Origin of the sequence: Klebsiella ornithinolytica (assembly GCF_030505655.1) — a bacterium.
GTDB lineage: Bacteria > Pseudomonadota > Gammaproteobacteria > Enterobacterales > Enterobacteriaceae > Klebsiella > Klebsiella ornithinolytica.
This window is the reverse complement of record NZ_CP130153.1, coordinates 2,189,369-2,212,397: the sequence shown is the minus strand read 5'-3', so window position 1 is coordinate 2,212,397 and position 23,029 is coordinate 2,189,369. Positions and strand designations below refer to the sequence as shown.

At 55.7% G+C, this 23,029-nt stretch carries 21 protein-coding genes and 1 other RNA gene; 8 read left to right on the top strand and 14 right to left on the bottom strand.

The window, feature by feature from the left end; genetic code table 11:
* Genes sufS through sufA form a run of 5 tightly spaced genes read right to left on the bottom strand, consistent with a single transcriptional unit; the run spans window position 1 to window position 5,112 of the window.
* Window positions 1–1,221 (bottom strand): cysteine desulfurase SufS, encoded by a 1,221-nt coding sequence (gene sufS / locus Q1L34_RS10325; protein ID WP_015584113.1) that lies wholly within the window; start codon window positions 1,219–1,221, stop codon window positions 1–3.
* The gene (sufD, locus tag Q1L34_RS10320) at window positions 1,218–2,492 is read right to left on the bottom strand and encodes a Fe-S cluster assembly protein SufD (RefSeq protein WP_015584112.1); all 1,275 of its coding nucleotides are present in this window, start codon (window positions 2,490–2,492) and stop codon (window positions 1,218–1,220) included. Before sufD ends, sufS begins: the two co-directional genes overlap by 4 nt.
* The gene (sufC, locus tag Q1L34_RS10315) at window positions 2,467–3,213 is read right to left on the bottom strand and encodes a Fe-S cluster assembly ATPase SufC (RefSeq protein ID WP_004863281.1); all 747 of its coding nucleotides are present in this window, start codon (window positions 3,211–3,213) and stop codon (window positions 2,467–2,469) included. The genes sufD and sufC overlap by 26 nt, the downstream gene beginning before the upstream one ends.
* Before the next feature lie 31 nt (window positions 3,214–3,244).
* A complete protein-coding gene (gene sufB, locus Q1L34_RS10310; RefSeq protein WP_015584111.1) occupies window positions 3,245–4,732 on the bottom strand; it encodes a Fe-S cluster assembly protein SufB in 1,488 nt (495 codons plus the stop codon).
* A 2-nt stretch (window positions 4,733–4,734) separates the two neighbouring features.
* Window positions 4,735–5,112, bottom strand: coding sequence for a Fe-S cluster assembly scaffold SufA (sufA, locus tag Q1L34_RS10305; RefSeq protein ID WP_004863289.1), 378 nt, complete (start codon window positions 5,110–5,112; stop codon window positions 4,735–4,737).
* A gap of 767 nt (window positions 5,113–5,879) precedes the next feature.
* On the opposite strand from sufA, the gene Q1L34_RS10300 reads away from it, so the two are divergent.
* Window positions 5,880–6,197, top strand: coding sequence for a hypothetical protein (locus tag Q1L34_RS10300; protein ID WP_004863292.1), 318 nt, complete (start codon window positions 5,880–5,882; stop codon window positions 6,195–6,197).
* 163 nt (window positions 6,198–6,360) lie between these two features.
* Here the strand turns inward: Q1L34_RS10300 and Q1L34_RS10295 are convergent, their stop codons facing one another.
* Window positions 6,361–6,609, bottom strand: coding sequence for a GlsB/YeaQ/YmgE family stress response membrane protein (locus Q1L34_RS10295; protein WP_004863295.1), 249 nt, complete (start codon window positions 6,607–6,609; stop codon window positions 6,361–6,363).
* Window positions 6,610–6,775: 166 nt separating this feature from the next.
* Here Q1L34_RS10295 and Q1L34_RS10290 point away from each other — a divergent pair, with 166 nt between their 5' ends.
* Complete coding sequence (locus Q1L34_RS10290) at window positions 6,776–6,964, top strand: YegP family protein (RefSeq protein WP_004863298.1); 189 nt, start codon at window positions 6,776–6,778, stop codon at window positions 6,962–6,964.
* Between the two features lie 76 nt (window positions 6,965–7,040).
* Here Q1L34_RS10290 and menI read toward each other — a convergent pair whose 3' ends face one another.
* Both menI and ydiJ read right to left on the bottom strand, forming a co-directional pair.
* On the bottom strand, window positions 7,041–7,451 hold the full coding sequence (gene menI, locus Q1L34_RS10285) for a 1,4-dihydroxy-2-naphthoyl-CoA hydrolase (protein ID WP_004863303.1): 411 nt from the start codon (window positions 7,449–7,451) through the stop codon (window positions 7,041–7,043).
* A complete protein-coding gene (gene ydiJ, locus Q1L34_RS10280) occupies window positions 7,448–10,504 on the bottom strand; it encodes a D-2-hydroxyglutarate dehydrogenase YdiJ (RefSeq protein WP_004863306.1) in 3,057 nt (1,018 codons plus the stop codon). Before ydiJ ends, menI begins: the two co-directional genes overlap by 4 nt.
* A 370-nt stretch (window positions 10,505–10,874) precedes the next feature.
* Here ydiJ and ydiK point away from each other — a divergent pair, with 370 nt between their 5' ends.
* Both ydiK and rprA read left to right on the top strand, forming a co-directional pair.
* Window positions 10,875–11,999 (top strand): AI-2E family transporter YdiK, encoded by a 1,125-nt coding sequence (gene ydiK / locus Q1L34_RS10275; protein ID WP_044350647.1) that lies wholly within the window; start codon window positions 10,875–10,877, stop codon window positions 11,997–11,999.
* Between the two features lie 172 nt (window positions 12,000–12,171).
* Window positions 12,172–12,279: antisense sRNA RprA (gene rprA, locus Q1L34_RS10270), an RNA gene on the top strand.
* A 130-nt stretch (window positions 12,280–12,409) separates the two neighbouring features.
* On the opposite strand, the gene ppsA is transcribed toward rprA, so the two are convergent.
* Window positions 12,410–14,788 (bottom strand): phosphoenolpyruvate synthase, encoded by a 2,379-nt coding sequence (ppsA, locus tag Q1L34_RS10265; protein ID WP_004863315.1) that lies wholly within the window; start codon window positions 14,786–14,788, stop codon window positions 12,410–12,412.
* A 340-nt stretch (window positions 14,789–15,128) separates the two neighbouring features.
* On the opposite strand from ppsA, the gene ppsR reads away from it, so the two are divergent.
* From ppsR to hemP, 3 genes are all read left to right on the top strand, one after another.
* Window positions 15,129–15,962 carry a posphoenolpyruvate synthetase regulatory kinase/phosphorylase PpsR gene (gene ppsR / locus Q1L34_RS10260; protein ID WP_004863318.1) on the top strand — a complete coding sequence of 278 codons (834 nt, stop codon included), beginning with the start codon at window positions 15,129–15,131 and terminating at the stop codon, window positions 15,960–15,962.
* A gap of 155 nt (window positions 15,963–16,117) precedes the next feature.
* Window positions 16,118–17,164, top strand: a complete 1,047-nt coding sequence (aroH, locus tag Q1L34_RS10255) for a 3-deoxy-7-phosphoheptulonate synthase AroH (RefSeq protein WP_004863320.1) — start codon at window positions 16,118–16,120, stop codon at window positions 17,162–17,164.
* A gap of 165 nt (window positions 17,165–17,329) precedes the next feature.
* A complete protein-coding gene (gene hemP / locus Q1L34_RS10250; protein ID WP_046852335.1) occupies window positions 17,330–17,509 on the top strand; it encodes a hemin uptake protein HemP in 180 nt (59 codons plus the stop codon).
* A 41-nt stretch (window positions 17,510–17,550) separates the two neighbouring features.
* On the opposite strand, the gene selO is transcribed toward hemP, so the two are convergent.
* The 4 genes from selO to Q1L34_RS10230 all read right to left on the bottom strand — a co-directional run bounded on the left by selO (window position 17,551) and on the right by Q1L34_RS10230 (window position 20,956).
* Window positions 17,551–18,993 carry a protein adenylyltransferase SelO gene (selO, locus tag Q1L34_RS10245; RefSeq protein WP_015584107.1) on the bottom strand — a complete coding sequence of 481 codons (1,443 nt, stop codon included), beginning with the start codon at window positions 18,991–18,993 and terminating at the stop codon, window positions 17,551–17,553.
* A gap of 116 nt (window positions 18,994–19,109) precedes the next feature.
* A complete protein-coding gene (locus tag Q1L34_RS10240) occupies window positions 19,110–19,574 on the bottom strand; it encodes an NlpC/P60 family protein (RefSeq protein ID WP_004863328.1) in 465 nt (154 codons plus the stop codon).
* Between the two features lie 81 nt (window positions 19,575–19,655).
* A complete protein-coding gene (gene btuD, locus Q1L34_RS10235) occupies window positions 19,656–20,405 on the bottom strand; it encodes a vitamin B12 ABC transporter ATP-binding protein BtuD (protein ID WP_327204489.1) in 750 nt (249 codons plus the stop codon).
* A complete protein-coding gene (locus Q1L34_RS10230) occupies window positions 20,405–20,956 on the bottom strand; it encodes a glutathione peroxidase (protein WP_004863334.1) in 552 nt (183 codons plus the stop codon). The genes btuD and Q1L34_RS10230 overlap by 1 nt, the downstream gene beginning before the upstream one ends.
* Window positions 20,957–21,182: 226 nt before the next feature.
* Between Q1L34_RS10230 and Q1L34_RS10225 the strand changes: the two genes are divergently transcribed.
* Window positions 21,183–21,983, top strand: coding sequence for a MetQ/NlpA family ABC transporter substrate-binding protein (locus Q1L34_RS10225; RefSeq protein WP_004863338.1), 801 nt, complete (start codon window positions 21,183–21,185; stop codon window positions 21,981–21,983).
* A 52-nt stretch (window positions 21,984–22,035) separates the two neighbouring features.
* Here Q1L34_RS10225 and btuC read toward each other — a convergent pair whose 3' ends face one another.
* A complete protein-coding gene (gene btuC / locus Q1L34_RS10220; protein WP_015584105.1) occupies window positions 22,036–23,022 on the bottom strand; it encodes a vitamin B12 ABC transporter permease BtuC in 987 nt (328 codons plus the stop codon).
* Between the last annotated feature and the right edge of the window lie 7 nt (window positions 23,023–23,029).

The window sequence follows — 23,029 nt, the reverse complement described above, 5'->3', positions numbered from 1 at the left end:
TTAGCCCAATAGCGTGTGGATGCGCTGCAGTCCTGCGACCAGGCGATCCACCTCTTCCGTGGTATTGTACATCGCCAACGAAGCCCGACACATGGCCGGTACGTTGTAAAACGCCATTAGCGGCATCGCGCAATGGTGGCCGGTGCGGATGGCAATACCGTAATTATCCAGGAAGCTGCCCACGTCGTAGGCATGATGTGCGCCAAGGTTAAAGGCAATCACCCCCAGGCGCTCGTCAGGGCCATAGAGGGTCAAATCCGGCACCGCCTTCAGCGCCTGCAAAGCGTAGCGCATGAGCGTCTGTTCATATTCGCCAATGTGCGCCAGCCCCAGCGCGCTGACATACTCCAGCGCGGCGCCGAAGCCGATAATCCCGCCGGTATTGGGCGTGCCCGCCTCGAAGCGCCACGGCGCTTTCGCCCAGGTCGTCCCTTCGGTCAGACTGACGGTGGCAATCATCGACCCGCCCCCTTCCCACGGCGGCATCTCCTGCAGCAGCGCCTCTTTGACATACAGAATGCCAATCCCGGTCGGGCCGTACAGCTTGTGGCCGGAGAAAACATAAAAATCGCAGTCCAGCGCCTGCACATCCACCGCGTGGTGCATCACCGCCTGCGCCCCGTCCACCAGCACTTTCGCTCCATGCTGGCGGGCGAGCGGAATCAAGGCCGCCAGCGGGTTCTCCGTCCCCAGCACGTTGGAGACCTGGGTAATGGCCAGCAGGCGGGTCCGCTCATCAAACAGCGCCGGAATGGCATCCAGCTGCAGGGTGCCGTCCGGAGTGAGCGGGATAACCCGCAGCTCGGCGCCCACCCGGGCACAGAGCATCTGCCAGGGGACGATGTTCGCGTGGTGCTCCATGGCGCTGATGATGATGTTATCGCCGGCGCCGACGTTGGCGTTCCCCCAGCTATTGGCCACCAGATTGATCCCTTCGGTGGTCCCCCGGACGAAGACCAGCTCTTCCGCTGAGCGGGCATTCAGGAACCTCGCCGCCTGCTGACGTACCTGTTCCATCCGCGCCGTCGCCTCTGCGCTCAGCGTATGGATACCGCGATGGACGGCGGCATAGCCGTGGCGATAAAACTCCGCCTCGGCGCGAATCACCGCCTCTGGTTTTTGCGCGCTGGCGGCGCTGTCGAGATAGACCAGCGGCTGACCGTTGACCTCCCGGCTAAGCAACGGAAAATCCGCGCGTATCCGTTCAACAGAAAATGTCATGCTTTTTCTCCCGGTAGACGTTGGCCAATACGCGCCAGAATCTGCGCCCTGAGCGTCTCATCGCCAATCGCCTCCGTCAGCTCGGCGGCGAAAGCGTACAGGATCATATGCTGCGCCGCCCGGTAGGGAATGCCGCGAGAACGAAGATAGAACAGCTGTTCGTTGTCGATGCGCCCGATGGTGGCGCCGTGGCTACACTTGACGTCGTCGGCATAAATTTCCAGCTGCGGCCTGGTGTCCACTTCAGCCAGGCGCCCCAGCAGCAAATTATTGTTGGTCATCTGACCGTCGGTTTTAATCGCGTGCTTCGCGACATTAATCAGACCGTTAAACACCGCCCGCCCTTTATCGCTGACGATGGTCTTATGCAGCTGGCGGCTATTACAGTAGCCAACGCGATGATCGAGCCAGGTTCGGCTGTCGCAGACCTCATTGTTGACCGGCATCGCCAGGGAGTTGATCCGTAGGGTGCTGTTCTCCCCCAGCAGCTGGGTACTGGTGCGGTGATGCAATACCGCGCCGCCAAGCAGGAAGCTACTGCTGAAGGCCGAAGCGTCGCGGCCCAGCGCGAGATCGTTGTGGGCAAAATGGTTGCTCTGCGCATTTTCAAACGCCAGTTTGATATGCTGCAGATGGGCATTATCCGCCACCGACATCGTCAGACGCGCGCCGGTAAAGTGGCGCTGTTCATCCAGGCTCAGATAGTGCTCGATAATCGTCGCCTCGGCGCCGCTCTCCAGCTCAAGATGATGGCGATAGTGCGCGGTGTTCAGGTCGTCGCCCGTTCCTCCACGCGTCACATGCATCAGCAGCAGCGGCTTAGCGGGCCGCTGATGGCGTTTTACGCGGATTCGCGTCACCGTCTGAGCAAGGCTCTCCGTGAGATGCAGGAACACTTCCGGCTGCACCGCGTCAGGCAATCCCTGACGATCGTCCGCCACGCTGACGTCGTAGCCGCTGCCGGCCAGGTTGTCGCTTAACGTCTCGCTGAACTGCCCGTCGATGAACACCAGCCGCCAGGCATCCACCGACAGCGCCCGTTGATCGCGCTCTGTTGCCGTTAAGGCACCCGGTGGAAGCGCGACAAAAGTGCCTTTGTTCAGTGTATCCAGCGGCGTATATTTCCAGTCTTCATGTTTGCGCGTCGGCAGACCGAGGCGCAGGACCTGCTGGAGATGCCGGCGGGCTTCAGGCGTTCGCCTTTCACCCAGCGCCTCAAACAGATGATGCCACTGCTGCAGCGCGTTACTGCTGTTCGGTAAGCCAGCCATAGCCCTGCTCCTCCAGTTGTTTGACCAGGGTAAAATCGCCGGATTTGACGATTCTCCCCTGATAGAGCACATGGACGTAGTCAGGCTTGATATAGTCGAGAATACGCTGATAGTGGGTGACGATAATAAATGCGCGCTTGCCGTCGCGCAGCGCGTTGACGCCGTCAGAGACGATCTTCAGGGCGTCAATATCCAGCCCGGAATCCGATTCATCAAGAATGCACAGGTCCGGCTCCAGCACGGCCATTTGCAGGATATCGTTGCGCTTCTTTTCACCGCCGGAGAAGCCCACGTTCACCGAACGGGTCAGCAAATCCTCCGGCATCTTCAGCAGCTTAATTTTCTCTTCCATCAGATCCTGGAAATCGAAACGGTCTAACTCTTCCTGGCCGCGATAGTCGCGCACCGAATTCAGCGCGGTCTGCAGGAAGAACTGGTTGCTGACGCCGGGAATCTCTACCGGGTACTGGAAGGCCATAAAAATGCCTTCACCGGCGCGGTCTTCCGGCGCCAGGCTGAGCAAATCTTTGCCTTTGAACTCCACGCTACCGCCGACGACCTCATAGTCCTCGCGCCCGGCAAGCGTTGCAGAAAGCGTGCTTTTGCCGGAGCCGTTCGGCCCCATAATGGCGTGCACTTCGCCAGGGCGGATTTCCAGATTCAATCCGCGCAGGATCTCTTTGTCTTCAACGGCGACCTGCAAGTTTTTGATACTTAACATCTCATTTCCCTTAATTCGTAAAGCCTGGCGCTTAGCCGACGCTGTGTTCCAGACTGATAGCCAGCAGTTTTTGCGCTTCGACGGCAAACTCCAGCGGCAGCTCCGAGAAGACATCTTTACAGAAGCCGTTGACGATCATCGAGATGGCATTGTCTTCGCTGATGCCGCGCTGCAGGCAGTAGAACAACTGGTCTTCGCCGATCCGCGAAGTGGTGGCTTCGTGCTCCAGCTGCGCGCTGTCGTTGCGACACTCCACGTACGGGAAAGTGTGCGCACCGCAGTCCGGCCCAATCAGCATCGAGTCACATTGGGTGAAGTTACGCGCGTTAGTGGCCGTCGGCATAATTTTGACCAGCCCACGGTAGCTGTTCTGGCTTTTCCCGGCGGAGATCCCTTTCGAGATAATCGTCGAGCGGGTGTTTTTGCCGATGTGGATCATCTTGGTGCCGGTGTCTGCCTGCTGGTGCCCGCTGGTCAGCGCCACGGAGAAAAATTCGCCGATGGAGTTATCGCCGCGCAGAATGCAGCTCGGATACTTCCAGGTGATGGCGGACCCCGTTTCTGACTGCGTCCATGACATCTTGCTGTTTTCACCTTCGCACAGCGCGCGTTTGGTGACGAAATTCAAAATCCCGCCGGTGTTGTTATCTCCGGGGAACCAGTTCTGCACCGTGGAATATTTCACTTCGGCATCTTTGTGAATAATCACCTCGACCACCGCCGCATGCAGCTGATAGCTGTCGCGCACCGGGGCAGAACACCCTTCGATATAGCTGACATAGCTGCCTTCATCGGCCACCAGAATGGTACGTTCGAACTGGCCGGTTTTTTCCGCATTAATGCGGAAATAGGTCGACAGCTCCATCGGGCAGCGCACTCCTTTTGGCACGTAGATAAAGGTGCCGTCAGAAGCTACCGCCGCGTTGAGGGCGGCAAAAAAGTTGTCATTCCCCGGCACCACGGTGCCAAGATATTGCTTCACCAGCTCCGGGTGGTCGTGGATCGCTTCACCAAACGAACAGAAAATAATCCCCTGCTCCGCCAGTTTTTCCCGGTAGGTTGTCGCTACCGAGACGGAGTCGAAAATCGCATCAACCGCGACTTCACGCCCTTCGCGTACCGGCACGCCCAGCAGGTTAAAGGCCTCTTCGACTTCCTGAGTCAGATAGGCGCCGGGGCCGGTTTGCTGCACCGCACCAGGCTCAGAAGCGCAGGTGTCGTCGCAGTTACCGCAGGACGGCGCCGAGTAATAGCTGTAATCCTGGTAGTTGAGCTTTTCATAATGCGCTTTCAACCAGTGCGGCTCCTCCATCTCCAGCCAGGCGTGATATGCCTTTAGCCGGAATTCGAGCATCCACTCGGGCTCGTTGCGGCGGGCGGAAATGGCGCGCACCACCTCTTCGTTGATGCCTTTCGCCAGCTCATCGGTCTTTAAGCGGGTAAAAAAGCCTTCTTTATAATTGAGCGGCCCGTCGGACCAGGTTTTGACATCGTCAGTTGCTTCAGTATTACGAGACATAGTTACTCCGCCTGAACCCCAAAGCTTTCGCCGCAGCCACATTCGTGCTGTGCTTTCGGGTTATGAAACTTAAAGATTTCATTTAATCCTTCCCGAACATAATCCAGCTCCGTCCCATCGATAAACGGCATAGCCTGCAGCGGTGCCCAGAGTTTCGCCCCGTCGCGCTCAAACAGCAGGTCGTCTTCTGCCGGCTCGGCAATCAACTCGAGTACGTAACCAAACCCGGCGCAGCCGCTGGTTTTGATCCCCAGACGCAACCCCTGCTTATCGGGCTGTTGACTCACCAGATCGCGAATATGGGCGGCTGCCGCTGGGGTCATCATCAGACCCCGCCAGCTAAATTCATCGGGATTGAAGGTTCCTGTATCTAATTCCATCGCTCTACCTCATTGGTTAGCGCCATAAGGGCATACGACCATGTTAATGATAACGATTATCACTTCAACCCAGCCGGAGAAGGGATATTCCCCTTGCGAACCCTTTTATCTCGCTTTTTATAAGCATAGACCCTCCCCCGCAGGTTATCAGGTGACTATTTTGTAATTTAATATATTGATAAATAATAAGTTATTTAGTGTTTTGCGGAGGTATGGCGGGCAATGGGAAAGGTGCATCGGAAATACCTATTTTTGAAATCGAAAAGAGTCCATTCAGCATCCGTAGCACTTACTGTCAAATCAATAGCTTGTTATTTGTACCGGACGACGACAAGGCGCTATCGGATCTACCCCTTTAGCATTATCTATAACCATCCTTCTGGATGGCTATTTGTTATCCGGTAAAGCGAAGCGGTTATCATGTTAAATTCGGACAAAAACCAGGAATAAAGGTTTTTTCTCTACTGGTAAATTGATGTACAATTCCCGCCTAAATTTCCTACAGTTTTCGGCCCTGTGTCGGAGGCACTGCTTACCTGGAGTTTGTCCGTACAGGATGATAGATATCAGTATTATGTCGATGTGCATGGTGGTACTGCTGGTGATGAGCGTACTGCTGAACTAAGCCAGCCACAAACCCTGCCTGCCACGCCGGAGCTTCACATTCGTTATGAAATGAGGAGTTTTGGAGGATTCGCCCGCCGTGGGATTGTTCGTCAATGACCTTGCCTCTAAGATTCCAGCCACATTCCAACGAGGTAACGAAGATGAAAGGAACAATCATTGCTCTGTTAGCCACCGCGTCAATTGTCGCGGCCAGTGCATTTGCGGCAGATAAAAATGACGGCCCTGCTCCCGCCGGTAATAATGCCGGACAGCCGGTGATGGACATGCCGCAAGGGCGTGGTCCAATGCCTATGCCTCTGCCGCCATTCCCGCCGAGAAAACCGGTATTATTCTCTGCAACGGTTGCCACCGATAACCCGGTTGAGACCATTAATAAACTGACCGCGCTGATCCCGACAGGTAGCGCGAAACATTATGAAGTGCGCGTGGAAGTCGTTCCCGCTCCCGATATGCCCTGAGTTATCCTGGGGTCATATACCGGTAGCCTTGAGCGGCTGATGTCAGCCTCATAAAAAAAGCTGCCAGTGAACGTGGCAGCTTTTATTTTGCGTCTTCTTTAGTGCTCAATATCTATATCCTCACCACCGACGGCAATGAGGATGCGGGTATGATGACGGTATATTAACTCTTAATCTTTCTGTAGATAAACAGTACCACTAATGCACCAATTACCGCCACGACAAAGCTGCCAAAATTAAAGCCGTCGACCTTGCCGAAGCCAAAGAACGTACTGATCCAACCACCTACAACCGCACCAATGACACCCAGAACGATAGTGACGATAAACCCGCCGCCGTCTTTGCCTGGCATAATCCACTTAGCCAAAATACCGGCAATAAGACCAAAAATGATCCAGGAAATGATACCCATAGTTAACTCCGTCCTCTTGGTTACACATAAGTATTTCGTACTTAAAATAGTAGCATAAGTAGCGTGAACAATTCATGAATTATATTTTTAGCGCCGATAGCTTGCTGTATAAGCCGCGATGGTCTACATATCATGATGTCGATGCTAATGCGCAAAGGAGTTAACAATGGGCTATTACGTTATTAAAAAATCCGAGAAAAGCGTTTCCCAGCCATGGTATTTCCTGCTAAAAGCGGATAACCATGAAACCATCGCCACCAGTGAAATGTATTCCTCGAAGGAGGCGGCGAAAAAAGGAATTGCCTCGGTGCAGAAGAATGGTCCCAGCGAAACGATTAAGGATGAAACACAATAAAATCTGCTGAATATAAGGGGGAAATATATTCCCCCTTATATTTGGACAAGTAGAATCTCAGCCCGCGGTAGCTATCTCAGACTACCGCCGTGGTCAGGCGCGAAGAGCAGCACAGGCGCCCCTGTTCATCGAAGATTTCAATCTGCCACACCTGATGGCGCGATCCGACATGCAGCGCTTTACAGACGCCTCTGACCCGGCCACCGCGCACCGAGCGAATGTGGTTGGCATTGACCTCCAGCCCTACCACCTTTTGCTCGCCTTCACTGCACAAATAGCCGGCAACCGAGCCCAGCGTTTCCGCCAGTACCACCGATGCTCCACCATGTAGCAGACCAAACGGCTGGTGCGTGCGGCTATCCACCGGCATGGTCGCTTCGATGGTCTCATCGGTGAAGCTATCAAAATGAATATCCAGCAGCCCGACCATATTGCCTTCGCCCATGCGGTTAAGCTGTTCCAGCGTTGTCTGACGTTTCCAAATCATCCAATAATCTCCAGCAGCGCCTGCAGCGGATGACGAACACCGCTGCCTTCAATGCGCTTCACCTGACTGCGACAGGAATATCCGGTCACCAGGCACCGGTTGCGCGGTAAACGCTGGATCGCCTGTTGCCAGGAAAGCGCGTAGATATCCAGCGAGTTGGCGTGGTTTTTTACCTCATGACCGTAGGTTCCGGCCATCCCACAACAGCCCACGCTGACGTTTTCCAGTTTCGCGCCAAAGCGCGCAAAAATCTCGGCCCACTGCTTCGGCGCCGCGGGCAGCGCCGTGACTTCCGTACAGTGACCAAACAGATACCACGCTTCGCCGCCATTCTCCTGCTCGCGAGCTTCCGGCAACGCCTGTGGCAGCCACTCGTGCACCAGCATCACGCGGAAATCACCGCGTTTGTCCCCCAGAACCTGGTTGTACTCATCGCGATAGCACAGCACCAGCGCCGGATCGACGCCAACCATCGGCATCCCCAGCTGCGCCACACGGTTGAGAAAATCTGCGGTTTTCTGCGCCGTACGCGCAAAGCGCGTGAGGAACCCTTTGATATGCTGCGCCTTGCCGTTTGGCGAGAACGGCAGCAGTACCGGCTGGTAGCCCACTTTTTCAACCAGGCGCACAAAATCGGCCACCACCTGCGCGTCGTAATAGCTGGTGAACGGATCCTGCACCACCAGCACCATTTTGGCTTTCTGCTCAGCGCTGAGCGTTTCCAGCTGCTCCAGCGTCATGTTTGCCGAGCGATGTCCCACCATCCTCTGCTTCAGCGACGGCGTCGAGAGCAGCGGCAGATCCACCATCCCGATGTGCTTCTCTGACAGCTTGCGCATCCACGGCTGGTTAATAAAGAAGTTAAACGTCTTCGGCGCCTGAGCCATCAGCGGCGCATAGGATTCCACCGTTGCCACCAGATGATCGCGAACCGGCCGCAAATAGCGGCTGTGGTAAAGCTGCAGGAAGCGCGAGCGGAATTCCGGCACATCGATTTTAATCGGGCATTGGGTAGAGCACGCTTTACAGGCCAGACAGCCGGACATCGCCTCTTTGACCTCATGGGAGAAGTCATATTCCCCCTTGCGCGCGTGCCAGCTGTTGCGGGTCCGCGCCACCAGAGTACGCAGGCTGGCGCGTTTTTCCGGCAGATCTTTTTCCAGCTGATTGGGATCGATGCCGCGATCCGCCAGCAGGCGCAGCCACTCGCGCACCAGCGTTGCGCGCCCTTTCGGCGAGTGGATACGATGATTGCTGACCTTCATCGACGGGCACATCGGGCTTTTAACATCAAAGTTAAAGCACAGGCCGTTACCGTTACACTCCATCGCGCCACGCCATGCGCTGCGCACCGCAATCGGAATCTGCCGATCCCAGGTGCCGCGCTTCACGGCATCCACTTTCATCATCGGAGCATCTACGCCTTCCGGCGGACAGATTTTCCCCGGATTAAGACGGTTGTGCGGATCGAACGCCGCTTTGACTTTTCGCAGCTCGCCATAAAGTTCTTCGCCAAAGAATGCCGGACTGTACTCGGCGCGGAAGCCTTTGCCGTGTTCCCCCCACAGCAGGCCGCCATATTTGGCGGTCAGCGCCACGACCTCGTCGGAAATTTGTTTCATCAGCACTTCTTGCTGCGGATCGCACATATCCAGCGCCGGACGCACGTGCAGAACGCCGGCGTCTACGTGGCCAAACATGCCGTAGCTCAGGCCGTGGCTGTCGAGCAGCGCACGAAACTCAACGATGTAATCGGCCAGATGTTCCGGCGGCACGCAGGTATCTTCCGCAAAGGGAATCGGCTTGGCGGCACCTTTGGCATTCCCCAGCAGCCCCACCGCTTTTTTACGCATCGCGTAGATGCGCTCAACGCCGTCCAGTTCGTTACAGACCTGCCAACCGATGACGCCCGCTTCGCTGGCGGCAATCAGCTCATCAAGGCGCTGACACAGCGTGGTCACCTGGTTGTCGATAAGCGCCGCGTCATCGCCGGCAAATTCGACGATATTCAGCCCCAGCATCTCTTTATCCGGGACATCGGTAATCAGCTCACTGACCGAATGCCAGACGATATCTTCGCGCGCCAGGTTAAGGACTTTTGAATCGACGGTTTCCACCGACAGCGCTTTCGCCTCGACCATAAACGGCGCGTTGCGCAGCGCGGAATCAAACGAATCGTATTTGATATTCACCAGACGGCGAACTTTCGGCAGACGGGTAATATCGAGACGCGCTTCGGTGATAAAGGCCAGCGTCCCTTCCGAACCGGTGAGAATACGGGTCAGATCGAACTCGCTCATGTCATCATTAAAGACGTGGCGCAGATCATATCCGGTCAGGAAGCGGTTAAGTTTTGGAAATTTATCGATAATGAGCTGACGTTGCGCTTTGCAACGCTGATATACCGTTCGGTAAATCCGCCCAATCGCCGACTGTTCCCGGCTCAGTGTCTCCGCCAGAGCGACGGGCATCGCCTGGGTATCGAGAATATCGCCGCCCATCAGCACCGAACGAACGCCCAGAACATGGTCTGAAGTTTTGCCATAAACCAATGACCCCTGGCCGGAGGCATCGGTATTGATCATCCCGCCCAGAGTGGCGCGGTTGCTGGTGGAAAGCTCCGGGGCAAAAAAGTAACCGTACGGCTTAAGATACTGGTTCAGCTGATCTTTAATTACGCCTGCTTCGACACGAACCCATCCCTCTTCCGGGTTGATTTCGAGTATGCGGTTCATATGGCGGGACATATCGACGATGATTCCCGCATTCAGCGACTGGCCGTTGGTGCCGGTGCCGCCCCCGCGCGGGGTAAAGACCAGCGATTTGAAGCGATCTTCGGCGGCAAGCCGCGCCAGCAGGACGACATCGGCCGTCGAACGGGGAAATAAAATGGCATCCGGCAACAGTTGATAAACGCTGTTATCTGTCGCCATCGTTAGCCTGTCGGCATAGCTAGTGGCGGTATCGCCGGTAAATCCTTGTTGCTCCAGTACCTGCAAAAAAGTCAATACCAGTTGAACGACGCCTGGTGCTTGAGAAATTTGTGGGATCATAATGCTTGACCCTGCCTGACTATGTTGTGTTGTAGTGATGTCATCCTTCAGACTGCCTCTTGTTGGCGCATTTGCTGCCGAATCCTTGCGTGAAGCTGACCCTTGCGGGCAATGTAAACCACGTCCACCACGGCGGGCAAAAATAGCCTGAGAGCCGGGAGTCTGTCGCCGACTCGATGCATCCGGATGATTTTGTCTATGGATAACTAAACGATTGCGTGGCGCAGTCAACTTTTTATCACATTTTTTTCATATGCGCCCACGAGATTTATGTGCAAAATCAGGCCCGTGAAATTATTGATATTATTATCAGTATATGGATTTACGCGGCGTCAGCATTTTGACGCGACTGGAAAGGTAAAATTTCTCTATGATTAACGATCGCCAACCCCGGGATATACCGCAAATACTGCTGTCGGTACTGTTCTTATCCCTGATAATTATCTCCTGCCTGTGGGTGGTGCAACCCTTTATTCTGTCCTTCGCCTGGGCTGGCACCGTCGTCATCGCCACCTGGCCCGTTCTGCTGCGTCTGCAGCGTTTGCTGTTCGGTAAACGCGCCCTCGCCGTGCTGGTCATGACCGTGCTGCTGTTTTTACTGTTCGTCATCCCGATTGCGCTGCTGGTGAATAGCCTGGTAGATAACAGCATTCCGCTGATAAAACTTATCTCCACCGGGAATGTCACGCTGCCGGATTTCGCCTGGCTCAATAGCGTTCCGCTGATTGGCGACAAGCTCTACGCGGCCTGGCACGGTCTGCTGGATATGGGCGGTGCGGCCATTATGGCCAAAATCCGTCCCTATATCGGCACCACCACGACCTGGTTCGTCGGTCAGGCGGCGCATATCGGCAAACTGCTGGTCTATTGCGGGCTGATGCTGTTGTTCAGCGCCCTGCTGTACTGGCAGGGTGAGAAAGTCGCCTATGGATTCCGTTACTTCGCAACGCGTCTGGCGGCAAAACGCGGCGATGCGGCGGTCCTGCTGGCCGGTCAGGCCATTCGCGCCGTGGCGCTGGGCGTGGTGGTGACTGCGCTGGTTCAGGCGGTGCTCGGAGGGATTGGTCTGGCGATTAGCGGCGTCCCTTACGCCGCGCTGCTGACCGTGGTCATGATCTTCACCTGTCTGGTACAGCTGGGGCCATTGCTTGTCTTGATCCCCTCGATTATCTGGCTCTACTGGAGCGGAGATACCACCTGGGGCACGGTGCTGCTGGTATGGAGCTGCGTGGTGGGGACCATGGATAACGTTATCCGCCCGGTGCTGATTCGTATGGGCGCCGACCTGCCGATGATCCTGATTCTCTCCGGCGTTATCGGCGGGCTGATCGCCTTCGGAATGATTGGCCTGTTTATCGGTCCGGTGCTGCTCGCCGTCTCCTGGCGCCTGTTTGATGCCTGGCTGCAGGAGGTGCCGCCGCCGCCGAAAGATCCCGATCAGGTACTGGCGGAACTTGAAGCGTTAAACGTCAGTAATATCAACAGCGAAAAGTAAAAAATTAAGGCGGGGAAACCCGCCTTAATCATAAGAAAAACTGATAAAAATAATACCGTTCTCCCCCACTATTCCCTCTCTCATGTTACGCAATCGACATATTCTTCACAGCTGTTTAACTATTGAGATGAATCCGATCGACGCCAAAAAAGGCTGTGTCTACTATTAGGGCACGGTTATAGATCAACACCTTGATTTATAAGCATGGAAATCCCCTGAGTGAAACAACGAATTGCTGTGTGTAGTCTTTGCCCATCTCCCACGATGGGCTTTTTTTTTACCTGGTTCCGCTAGCTGCCCGCTATTTTTTCTTGTTTGCCCATACGGCTGTCAATAGCGGTCGCCAGACGCTGAAAATAAAAAAATCCCCGCCATTGCTGACGGGGATTGGGGGAATGTAAAGCGAGGGCTTACTTATTCAGTTCAGCCAGACCAAGCCAGGTCTGCACCACGGTATCCGGGTTCAGAGACAGACTATCAATCCCTTCTTCCATCAGCCATGCGGCAAAATCTTCGTGGTCAGAAGGCCCCTGGCCGCAAATACCGACGTATTTACCCTGCTTCTTCGCCGCGCGAATCGCCATCGACAGCAGCGCTTTCACCGCGTCATTACGTTCATCAAACAGCTCAGAAACCACGCCGGAGTCACGATCGAGGCCAAGCGTCAGCTGAGTCATATCGTTTGAACCGATAGAGAAGCCGTCAAAGTACTCGAGGAACTGTTCGGCCAGCAGCGCATTCGATGGAATTTCACACATCATAATGATTTTCAGACCGTTTTCGCCACGCTTGAGTCCCTGGCGCGCCAGCTCTTCTACCACCGCTTTCGCCTGGGCGACGGTGCGGACAAACGGCACCATGATTTCGACGTTGCTCAGCCCCATCTCATTGCGCACGCGCTTCACCGCTTCGCACTCCAGCGCGAAGCAATCGCGGAAGCTGTCTGAGACGTAGCGACCGGCACCGCGGAAGCCGAGCATCGGGTTCTCCTCTTCCGGCTCATAACGCTCGCCGCCCACCAGGTTGGCGTATTCGTTAGATTTGAAGTCGGACAGACGCACGATTACCCGCTTCGGATAGAACGCCGCGCCGAGAGTCGCAATCCCTTCGGTCAGACGACCGACGTAAAACTCTCTCGGGGAATCGTAACCTTTCATCAACTCGCGGATTTCGTTCTGCAGCGCCGGCTCCTGGTCGTCAAACTCCAGCAGCGCGCGCGGGTGAACGCCAATCATACGGTTGATGATGAACTCCAGACGCGCCAGACCAACGCCTTCGTTCGGCAGACAAGCGAAATCAAATGCGCGATCCGGGTTACCGACGTTCATCATGATTTTCAGCGGCAGATCGGGCATTTCCCCCACGCTTGAGCTCTTAATGCTGAAATCCAGCAGCTCGGCGTAGACGTAGCCGGTATCGCCTTCGGCACAGGAGACGGTTACATTCTGGTTTTCCTGAATGCGATCGGTCGCGTCACCGCAGCCAACGACCGCCGGAATCCCCAGCTCGCGGGCAATAATCGCCGCGTGGCAGGTACGACCGCCGCGGTTGGTGACGATAGCCGAGGCTTTCTTCATGATCGGTTCCCAGTCCGGGTCGGTCATGTCGGTCACCAGGACATCGCCCGGCTCAATCCGGTTCATTTCACTGATATCGTGAATCACTTTTACCGGGCCAGCACCGATGCGATGACCGATAGCGCGGCCTTCAGCCACAATCTGTCCTTGCGCATGCAGGGTATAGCGTTCCATCACCTGGCCGCGCGAGCGGACGGTCTCTGGACGGGCCTGGACGATGAACAGCTCACCGGTGTGGCCATCTTTCGCCCATTCGATATCCATCGGACGGCCGTAGTGCTTCTCAATCTGTACCGCCTGCTTCGCCAGCTCCTGCACTTCCTCGTTGGTTAACGAGAAAATATCGCGCTGCGCCTGCGGAACGTCTTCGATACGCACCTGCTTGCCGTGTTCCTGGGTCGGGGCATAAATCATGCGGATCTTCTTCGACCCCATGGTGCGACGCACGATGGCCGGACGACCCGCCGCCAGCGTCGGTTTATGCACATAGAACTCATCCGGGTTAACCGCGCCCTGCACCACCATTTCCCCGAGGCCCCAGGCGGAGGTAATAAATACCACCTGGTCAAAGCCGGACTCGGTATCAATGGAGAACATGACGCCGGATGAGGCAAGGTCGGAACGCACCATCCTTTGTACCCCGGCGGATAGCGCCACGCCGCGGTGGTCATAACCCTGATGCACGCGATAGGAGATCGCGCGATCGTTAAACAGCGAAGCAAACACGTGCTTCACCGCGACGAGCACGGCATCGAAGCCCTGCACGTTGAGGAATGTCTCTTGCTGCCCGGCGAAGGAGGCATCCGGCATATCTTCCGCCGTGGCGGAGGAACGGACGGCAAAGGAGGCCTCGGCATTATCCGCGGACAGCTGTGTATAGGCATCACGAATGGCGTCTTCCAGTTCGCTCTGGAACGGCGTATCAATGATCCACTGACGGATCTGAGCGCCCGCTTTCGCTAATGCGGAAACGTCGTCAATGTCGGTTTCATCCAGCAGTTCATAAATGCGCTGGTTTACACCGCTTTGGTCCAGGAACTGATTGAAGGCATCAGCGGTGGTGGCAAAGCCGTTCGGTACGGAAACACCCATACCGGACAGATTCGTAATCATTTCACCAAGGGAGGCATTTTTGCCCCCAACTCTGTCTACATCATTCATGCCGAGTTGGTTATACCAAAGCACCAGCGGTGACGAGCCATTGTTGGACATCGAGACAATCCTTTTGTGATTTAATACCAGTGATAAAAAACTCACGATCAACTACGGGATTTATCCTGACATATTTATGCGGCTGAAAAAAACGGTGAATCGTTCAAGCAAATTATTTTTCATTTTTTAGGATACTTTTCCCGATATAGCTAACCCAATGATTCTGCTGAAATCTGCTGCAATAAGATACAAAATGCCGGCAAAATCGAAAACTGAACCGACCTTTTCATTAAAAATAAAAATACCGTTTCATTTTAAAAGTGAGACAAAGCCTAAAGGGATATGCTTAAATTTAATTTCTGCTTTCAGATAATTAAACTCATTATACCGGATGGTCAAAATGGAAAGTGCTGTAGATCGCCACGTATTTTATATTTCTGACGGTACCGCCATTACGGCCGAAGTACTGGGGCATGCGGTGATGTCGCAATTCCCGGTCGCGATCAGCAGTTTTACGCTGCCGTTCGTCGAAAATATCAGCCGCGCGCGGGCAGTAAAGGAACAAATTGACGCCATCTATCAGCAGACCGGCATCCGCCCGCTGGTGTTCTACTCCATCGTTATCCCTGAAATTCGCGATATTATTTTGCAAAGTGAGGGGTTTTGTCAGGATATCGTGCAGGCCCTGGTGGCTCCGCTTCAGCAGGAACTGCGGCTCGACCCGACGCCCATCGCGCACCGCACCCACGGCCTGACGCCGGGTAACCTCAACAAATACGATGCACGTATTGCGGCGATTGATTACACCCTCGCCCATGACGACGGGATCTCGCTGCGTAATCTCGATCAGGCACAGGTCATTTTGCTGGGCGTCTCGCGCTGCGGCAAAACCCCGACCAGTCTTTACCTGGCGATGCAGTACGGTATCCGCGCGGCAAACTACCCGTTTATCGCCGACGATATGGACAACCTGATCCTCCCGGCTTCGCTTAAACCCTTACAACATAAGCTGTTCGGTTTAACCATTAATCCGGAACGGCTGGCCGCGATCCGCGAAGAACGCCGTGAAAACAGCCGCTATGCATCGATGCGCCAGTGTCGCATGGAGGTGACCGAGGTGGAGGCCCTGTATCGCAAGAATAAAATTCCGTGCCTGAATAGCACCAATTATTCTGTTGAAGAAATTGCGACTAAAATCATGGACATCATGGGGCTGAATCGAAGAATGTACTAACGAACTAGTGCATTGGAGAAAATTTGTTTATGCTATCGCCCGTGGCCTATACAGGATCATGACCTGCCCTTGCAATAAGCAGAGATTGGTTTATCGTGATGCGCATCACTTCCCGGCATTTTCGCCGCGGAAGAAACAGATTTTTTGAGACTCCAATGAATAAAACAGACGAATTGCGTACCGCGCGCATTGAAAGCCTGGTGACGCCCGCGGAACTGGCGCAGCGGCATCCCGTGTCTGCCGACGTTGCGGCGCACGTTGCCGCTTCCCGCCGCCGGATTGAAAAGATCCTCAACGGTGAAGATCGCCGCCTGCTGGTGATTATCGGACCGTGCTCCATTCATGATACCGACGCGGCGATGGACTACGCGCGCCGCCTGCAGGGGATGCGTGAACGCTACCAGCCGCAGCTGGAAATCGTCATGCGTACCTACTTTGAAAAACCGCGTACCGTTGTTGGCTGGAAAGGGTTAATTTCGGATCCTGACCTTAACGGCAGCTATCGGGTGAATCACGGTCTTGAGCTGGCACGTCGGCTGCTGCTGCAGGTCAACGAGCTGGGGGTCCCCACCGCCACCGAATTTCTCGATATGGTGACCGGACAGTTTATTGCCGACCTGATAAGCTGGGGTGCTATCGGCGCGCGTACCACCGAAAGCCAGATCCACCGGGAAATGGCCTCCGCGCTCTCCTGCCCGGTCGGCTTCAAAAACGGTACCGATGGTAATACCCGTATTGCCGTCGATGCCATCCGTGCCTCCCGCGCCAGCCATATGTTCCTGTCGCCGGATAAACAGGGACAGATGACCATCTATCAGACCAGCGGCAACCCGTACGGCCATATCATCATGCGCGGCGGTAAACAGCCGAATTATCATGCTGAAGATATCGCCGCCGCCTGCGATGCGCTGCGTGAATTTGATCTGCCGGAACAGCTGGTGGTTGATTTCAGCCACGGCAACTGCCAGAAGCAGCACCGTCGTCAGCTGGAGGTGTGTGCCGATATCTGCCAGCAGATTCGCGCCGGCTCCACTTCGATTGCCGGCATCATGGCCGAAAGCTTCCTGCAGGAAGGCACGCAGAAGGTGGTTGCCGGGCAGCCGCTGACGCGGGGCCAGTCCATTACCGATCCTTGCCTGAGCTGGGAAGACAGCGAACGTTTGCTGGCCGAACTGGCCGCGGCCACCGCAACCCGCCTGTAGTCCCTGCCCCCGCCACGTCGTGGTGGGGGAGATTCTTTCCGCGCAGTCTGGCGCAGCCTCCCCCCAAAAAACAGGGTTTTCGCAAATAACGCTTGCCGTGAAAATTAACATTATTGATAATGATTATCATTGTTTCTTTTATTTTTATTTGGTGCTATGACGCGTATGGATAACACTGCCACAGCAGAAAAAACAAAAGACAATGCCCCTTACCCCATCCCCACGGACCGTAAGATCAACAGCCGCACCTTACTCGGCGCTGAAGGCCGGGTGGTGATTGAGCATGGTGGCCAGCGCTATTTACTGCGCCAGACCCATGCGGGGAAACTGATTCTGACTAAATAGACCTTCTCCGCCCGCGAGCACAGAGAAAGTCCGGGGTAACATCAGCTGGAGCAACTCACTTCCAGACGCCTTCCCCAGTCGGGCGGACGATTGATATACTCATCGTCCCGATCTGCAAACGGCTGGCTTAATACCTCATGCAGACGCGCCAGTTCGCTCATATCCCCTTGCTCCGCCTGCTCAATGGCCCGCTGTGCCAGCCAGTTTCGTAACACCAGCGCCGGGTTGACGCTCTGCATCTGTTGCTGGCGTTGCGCATCGTCGATCGGCTCATCGCGCAGGCGCGCGCGATAGCCTGCAAACCAGCTATCGAAGGCCGCGCGATCGATGAACTCATCGCGCAGCGGCGATGCCGCGCTGTGTTGTTCACTCACGCTCAGCATCCGGAAAGTCCGGGTGTAATCGCTGCCTTCCCGTATCATCAGCGCGAACAGCCCATCCAGCAGGTCGTTATCACCTTTCTGCTGGGTGAACAGACCCAGCTTATCGCGCATCCGGCGGCCGTATACCGTCAGCAAAGCATGCTGGTAGTCATCCAGCGCGGCATTAAGCGCATCCACCGCAATAAACGGCGACAGCGACTGCGCGAGACGTTGTAAATTCCACAGGCCAACCGCCGGCTGGTTTTCAAAGCTGTAGCGGCCCTGATAATCGGAGTGGTTGCAGATAAAATCGGGTTTGAAGTCGTCCAGGAAGCCGTAGGGGCCGTAGTCCATCGTCAGCCCAAGAATCGACATGTTATCGGTATTCATCACCCCATGGGCGAAGCCAACCGTCTGCCAGCTGGCGATCAGCGTCGCCGTCCGCGTGACAACGTCACGGAACCATAGAACATATTTATCAGCGTCATCAACCAGCTCCGGCCAATGATGACGAATCACGTAGTCGGCCAGCTGCTGTACCTTTTCCGGCTCACGGCGATAATAAAAATGTTCGAAATGGCCAAAGCGCACGTGGCTTTCGGCCAGACGCATCAACATCGCGCCGCTTTCCAGCGTTTCGCGTTGCACGGGGGTATCGCTGGTGACCATGGCGAGCGCGCGCGTCGTCGGGATCCCCAGCGCATGCATGGCCTCCGAGGCCAGACTTTCGCGGATCGTGGAACGCAGCACCGCCCGCCCGTCGCCCATTCGCGAATAGGGCGTCAGTCCGGCGCCTTTAAGATGCCAGTCGAGACGACGGCCGTCCGACAGCTGCTGTTCAGCAAGCAAAATCCCCCGGCCATCGCCAAGCTGGCCGGCCCAGGCGCCAAACTGATGGCCGCTGTAGACCTGCGCCAGCGGCGACATGCCCGGCAGCAGCGTTTCGCCTCCCCACACGCCGGCGCCCTGCGCCGGATGAAACAGCGCCTCGGGAATGCCCAGGGTTTGCGCCAGCGGCGCATTGTGCCAGATAAGTCGGGCATTTTTCAGCGGAGTGGGCGCTAAAGGGGTATAGAAATCCGGCAGTTCATCACGCCAGTGGGTAGTAAAAGACAGGGTCATGGTTCCTCCTCTCTCCAGTGTAGTGCCTTCAACAAGGTATTAACACGGGAGAAACGCAGGGTTATCGACATAAAAAAAGGGAAGCCAGTGCTTCCCCTTCGCCACGACGTCCGTCGCTATATCCTGCGAGCCTGCCAGAACTTCTTATTCCAGTAGACGTTATCCAGGGAGGAACGCGTCACGCCCTGGCTGGTCGAAGCATGGATAAACTGATTGTCGGTATCGTAGATACCCACATGCAGACCGCTGTCGCCGGACCCGGTTTTGAAAAAGACCAGATCCCCCGGCAACAACTCACTTTTATCAATTTTAGTGCCAATCTCTGCCTGATCGCGAGTTTCACGCGGCAGCTGCAGGGCAAACTTATCGCGGAAGGTCATGAGGACAAATCCGGAACAATCGACCCCGCGCGGAGACATACCGCCATAGCGATACGGCGCGCCCCGCCAGTTGCGCAGCTGCTCGTTCAGGTTCGCGATAACGGTAATGGAATCTGCAAGCCGCGGATTCGGCGGCGGCGCCCGGTGGCTGCTGCAGCCAGCCAGAAATAGAGCCGTCAATAAAATGAACCACAAACGCATCTCAGACGATTCCTCTGTTCCTTATCAATTCGTCAGGATAATTTAGCTGGTTTATCAATGCACTGGCAAGGTTGCTTCGTGCTACTGTGACGCAACGAGCATAAAATGACCGGCAACCGCGATGCGCTGAAAAGGAATCGCATAGGCCGCGGTTAAGTTTTCTTCGGTTAACACTACCGATGTCTCACCGCAGGCAATGGCCTGCCCCCGGCAGATAAGCCAGGATTGATGGGCGTGTCGCAGGGTATGGTTAAGATCGTGACTGCTCATCACTACCGCCACGCCCGCCTCGCACAGTTCACCCAGAACGCGATCTAGCGCCGCCTGCTGCGCCACGTCCAGACTGTTCATCGGTTCATCCAGCACCAGCAATTGCCCCGCCGGATTCGCCAGCGGATGAACCTGCAGAATGACCGCCGCCAGGCGTACGCGCTGCCACTCGCCGCCAGAAATATGATTCACCTGGCGCCCGAGCTTATCGCTCAGGCCCAGCTTATCGGCAACGCTGGCGAGCAGTTCGCTTTGCCCGCCATTTTGCAGATGCAACGACAGATAGTGCCATACCGGCATGGCAAAAGGCGGCATCTGGTGCTGGCTCAGGTAGGCCCGGTGACGCGCCAGCTCCTGTGCCGACCACTGGCCCAGTTTACGTTCGTTAAGAATAACGTCTCCGGGCCCCGCAGTCAGACCGGCCATTCGCATCAGCAGCGTGCTTTTGCCTGCGCCGTTTGGCCCTACCAGATGGACCATTTCACCCGGACGCACCTGGGCGCTAAACGGCGCCAGACGCCCCGCTTCTTTGACATTCCGCAGCTGCATCAGAAACGGCATTATTTCGCTAACGCCCCTTTAATGGCGGCAACCAGCAGCGGATCGTCCGGGGTCATATCCGGCGAGAAGCGCTGGATAACCTGGCCATCTTTGCCCAGCAGGAATTTTTCGAAATTCCACAAAATGTCGCCGACGTTGGCCGGCGCACGGCCTTTGCTTGCCATACGCTCGTAGAAACCGCTGCCTTCTGGCGCCACGGCCTGCGGCGCGGCCTCAACCAGTTTCTGGTACAGCGGATGACGATGTTCACCGTTGACGTCTACCTTGCTGAACAGCGGGAAAGTGACGCCATAGGTCGTACTACAAAACGTCTTAATCTCCTCTTCGCTCCCAGGCTCCTGGCCCAGGAACTGGTTGCAAGGGAAGCCAAGCACGGTAAGCCCATCGTGCCCGAGATCTTTTTGCAATGTCTCCAGCTGCTCATACTGCGGCGTGAGACCACATTTTGAGGCCACGTTCACAATCAGCAGAACGCGACCCGCATAGTCCGCCAGCGTCGTTTTTTGACCATCAATCGTGGTGACTTCAGTATTCAGAATATCGTGTTGCATAGCCTTCCCTCCGTCCATAAAACGGGTTTCTGATTTAAGGTGATCCCTATCTACTGTAGCGGATTCACGGGCGCTCATTGTACGTCTAATCGGCGGCCAGGAATACCGCACCGTACGCGCCGCTAACATGAATTCCTCTCAATATGGTCAGCAGACAATTCAGTGTACAGTGTTAAATGGATGTAATAGCCTTTTGTTATGGACTAATTTGAGAGAGTTTTTATAGATGAAAAAGTTGTTAAGCTCAGTGTTAATCGCCACATCGGTAGTATTGTTATCGGCCTGCTCTCCTGACGATAACAACAAAGTTAAGGTGGCAATTAACACCGGACCGGATGAAGCCATCTGGAAAGTGGTTGAGCAGGTGGCGAAGGATAAATACAACCTCGACGTTGAGGTTATCTCTTTCAATGACTACGTACTGCCAAATGAAGCGTTAAATAATAAAGACGTCGATGCTAACGCCTTCCAGACGCTGCCCTATCTCGAGGCGCAGTCCAAAGAGCGCGGCTACAAATTTGCCATCGTTGGCAAAACGTTCGTCTTCCCGATTGCCGCTTATTCACGCAAAATTAAACATATCAACGAGCTGCCGGACGGCGCAACGGTATCTATCTCTAACGAAACCACGACCTTAGGCCGCAGCCTGCTCCTGCTGCAGGCGCAGGGCTTAATCAAACTGAAAGAGGGCGTGGGCTATCTGCCGACGTCGCTGGATATTATCGACAACCCGAAACATTTGAAAATTGTTGAAGTCGATACGCCGCAGCTGACCCGTACTCTCGACGATCCGAACGTCGCGCTGTCGATTATTAACACCAACTTCTCCGCGCAGGCAGGTCTTTCCGCGGCCCGCGATGGTTTATTTATGGAAGGACCGGACTCTCCGTATGTGAATGCCATCGTTTCACGTGAAGAGAATAAAGACAGTAAAAAGATTCAGCAGTTGAAAGAGGCCTTCCAGACCAAAGAAGTCGCCGATAAAGCCATGGAAGTATACAAAGGCGATGCGATCAAAGGCTGGTAAGCCCCAGCGTCCCGCCCCTGGCGCAGCGATCATGGCTGCGCCAGCCCACCGCTTATTGCGAATGCACGGATTTCAGCAGTAGCCAGATGAAGACCGGCGCGCCCAGCGTCGCGGTGACCACGCCGATCGGTAATTCCGCCGCCGACAGCGCCAGGCGGGCAATGATATCGGCGCCGAGCAGCGCACTGGCGCCGGCAAGCACGCAGGCCGGAAGCAGCACCCGATGATCGCTCAAGCCGCACAGGCGAAGAATATGCGGTATCACCAGCCCAATAAATCCAATTGCCCCAGCCAGCGCCACGCTCACGCCAACCAGCCAGCCTGTCGCCACCACCAGCAGCCTGCGCCATAGCCAGAGAGGCAGCCCCAGCTGACGAGCGGACACCTCTCCCAGCGCCAGGAGATTCAGCGGCTGTGATTGCAGACACGCCCAGATAAGTACCGGCAACAGCGCCAGCATCAGCCACAGCTGCTGCCAGTCCACGCCGCCAAACCCGCCCATCATCCAGTACATGAGTTGACGCAAGTCGAAAGAGGTGGAGAAATAGACCGCCCAGGTCATCAACGCGCTACAGATAATGCCGAGCGCGACGCCCGCCAGCAGCAGACGGCTGGTTGACAGATGCCGCCGGGCAAAACGCAGCAGAATAAAAGTAATCACCAGCGCACCGGCAATCGCGCACAGCCCCAGCGCCCATCCCGGCAGATAGCCTTTGCCCAGCAACACCGCAGCAATTAACCCCACGCCAGCGCCGTTAGAAACGCCCAGCAGCCCCGGTTCCGCCAGCGGGTTTTCGAATAATGCCTGCATGATCGCCCCGGAGAGTGCCAGCGCGGCGCCCACCAGCAGAACGGCCAACGTCCGCGGCAGACGAATCTGCCAGATAAACAGCTGCCCTTTGGCGCTGAACCACTCCTGCGGACCAATCCACTGGTCTCCGGCGCAGAGACTGACGGTCAACATGGCGAGGAGCAGCAGCAGGAGTGCAATAAGCCAGCGCCGGCTGCGGCGCTGTTGAGTTTGGACAAAGGTCAGCATAATTTCC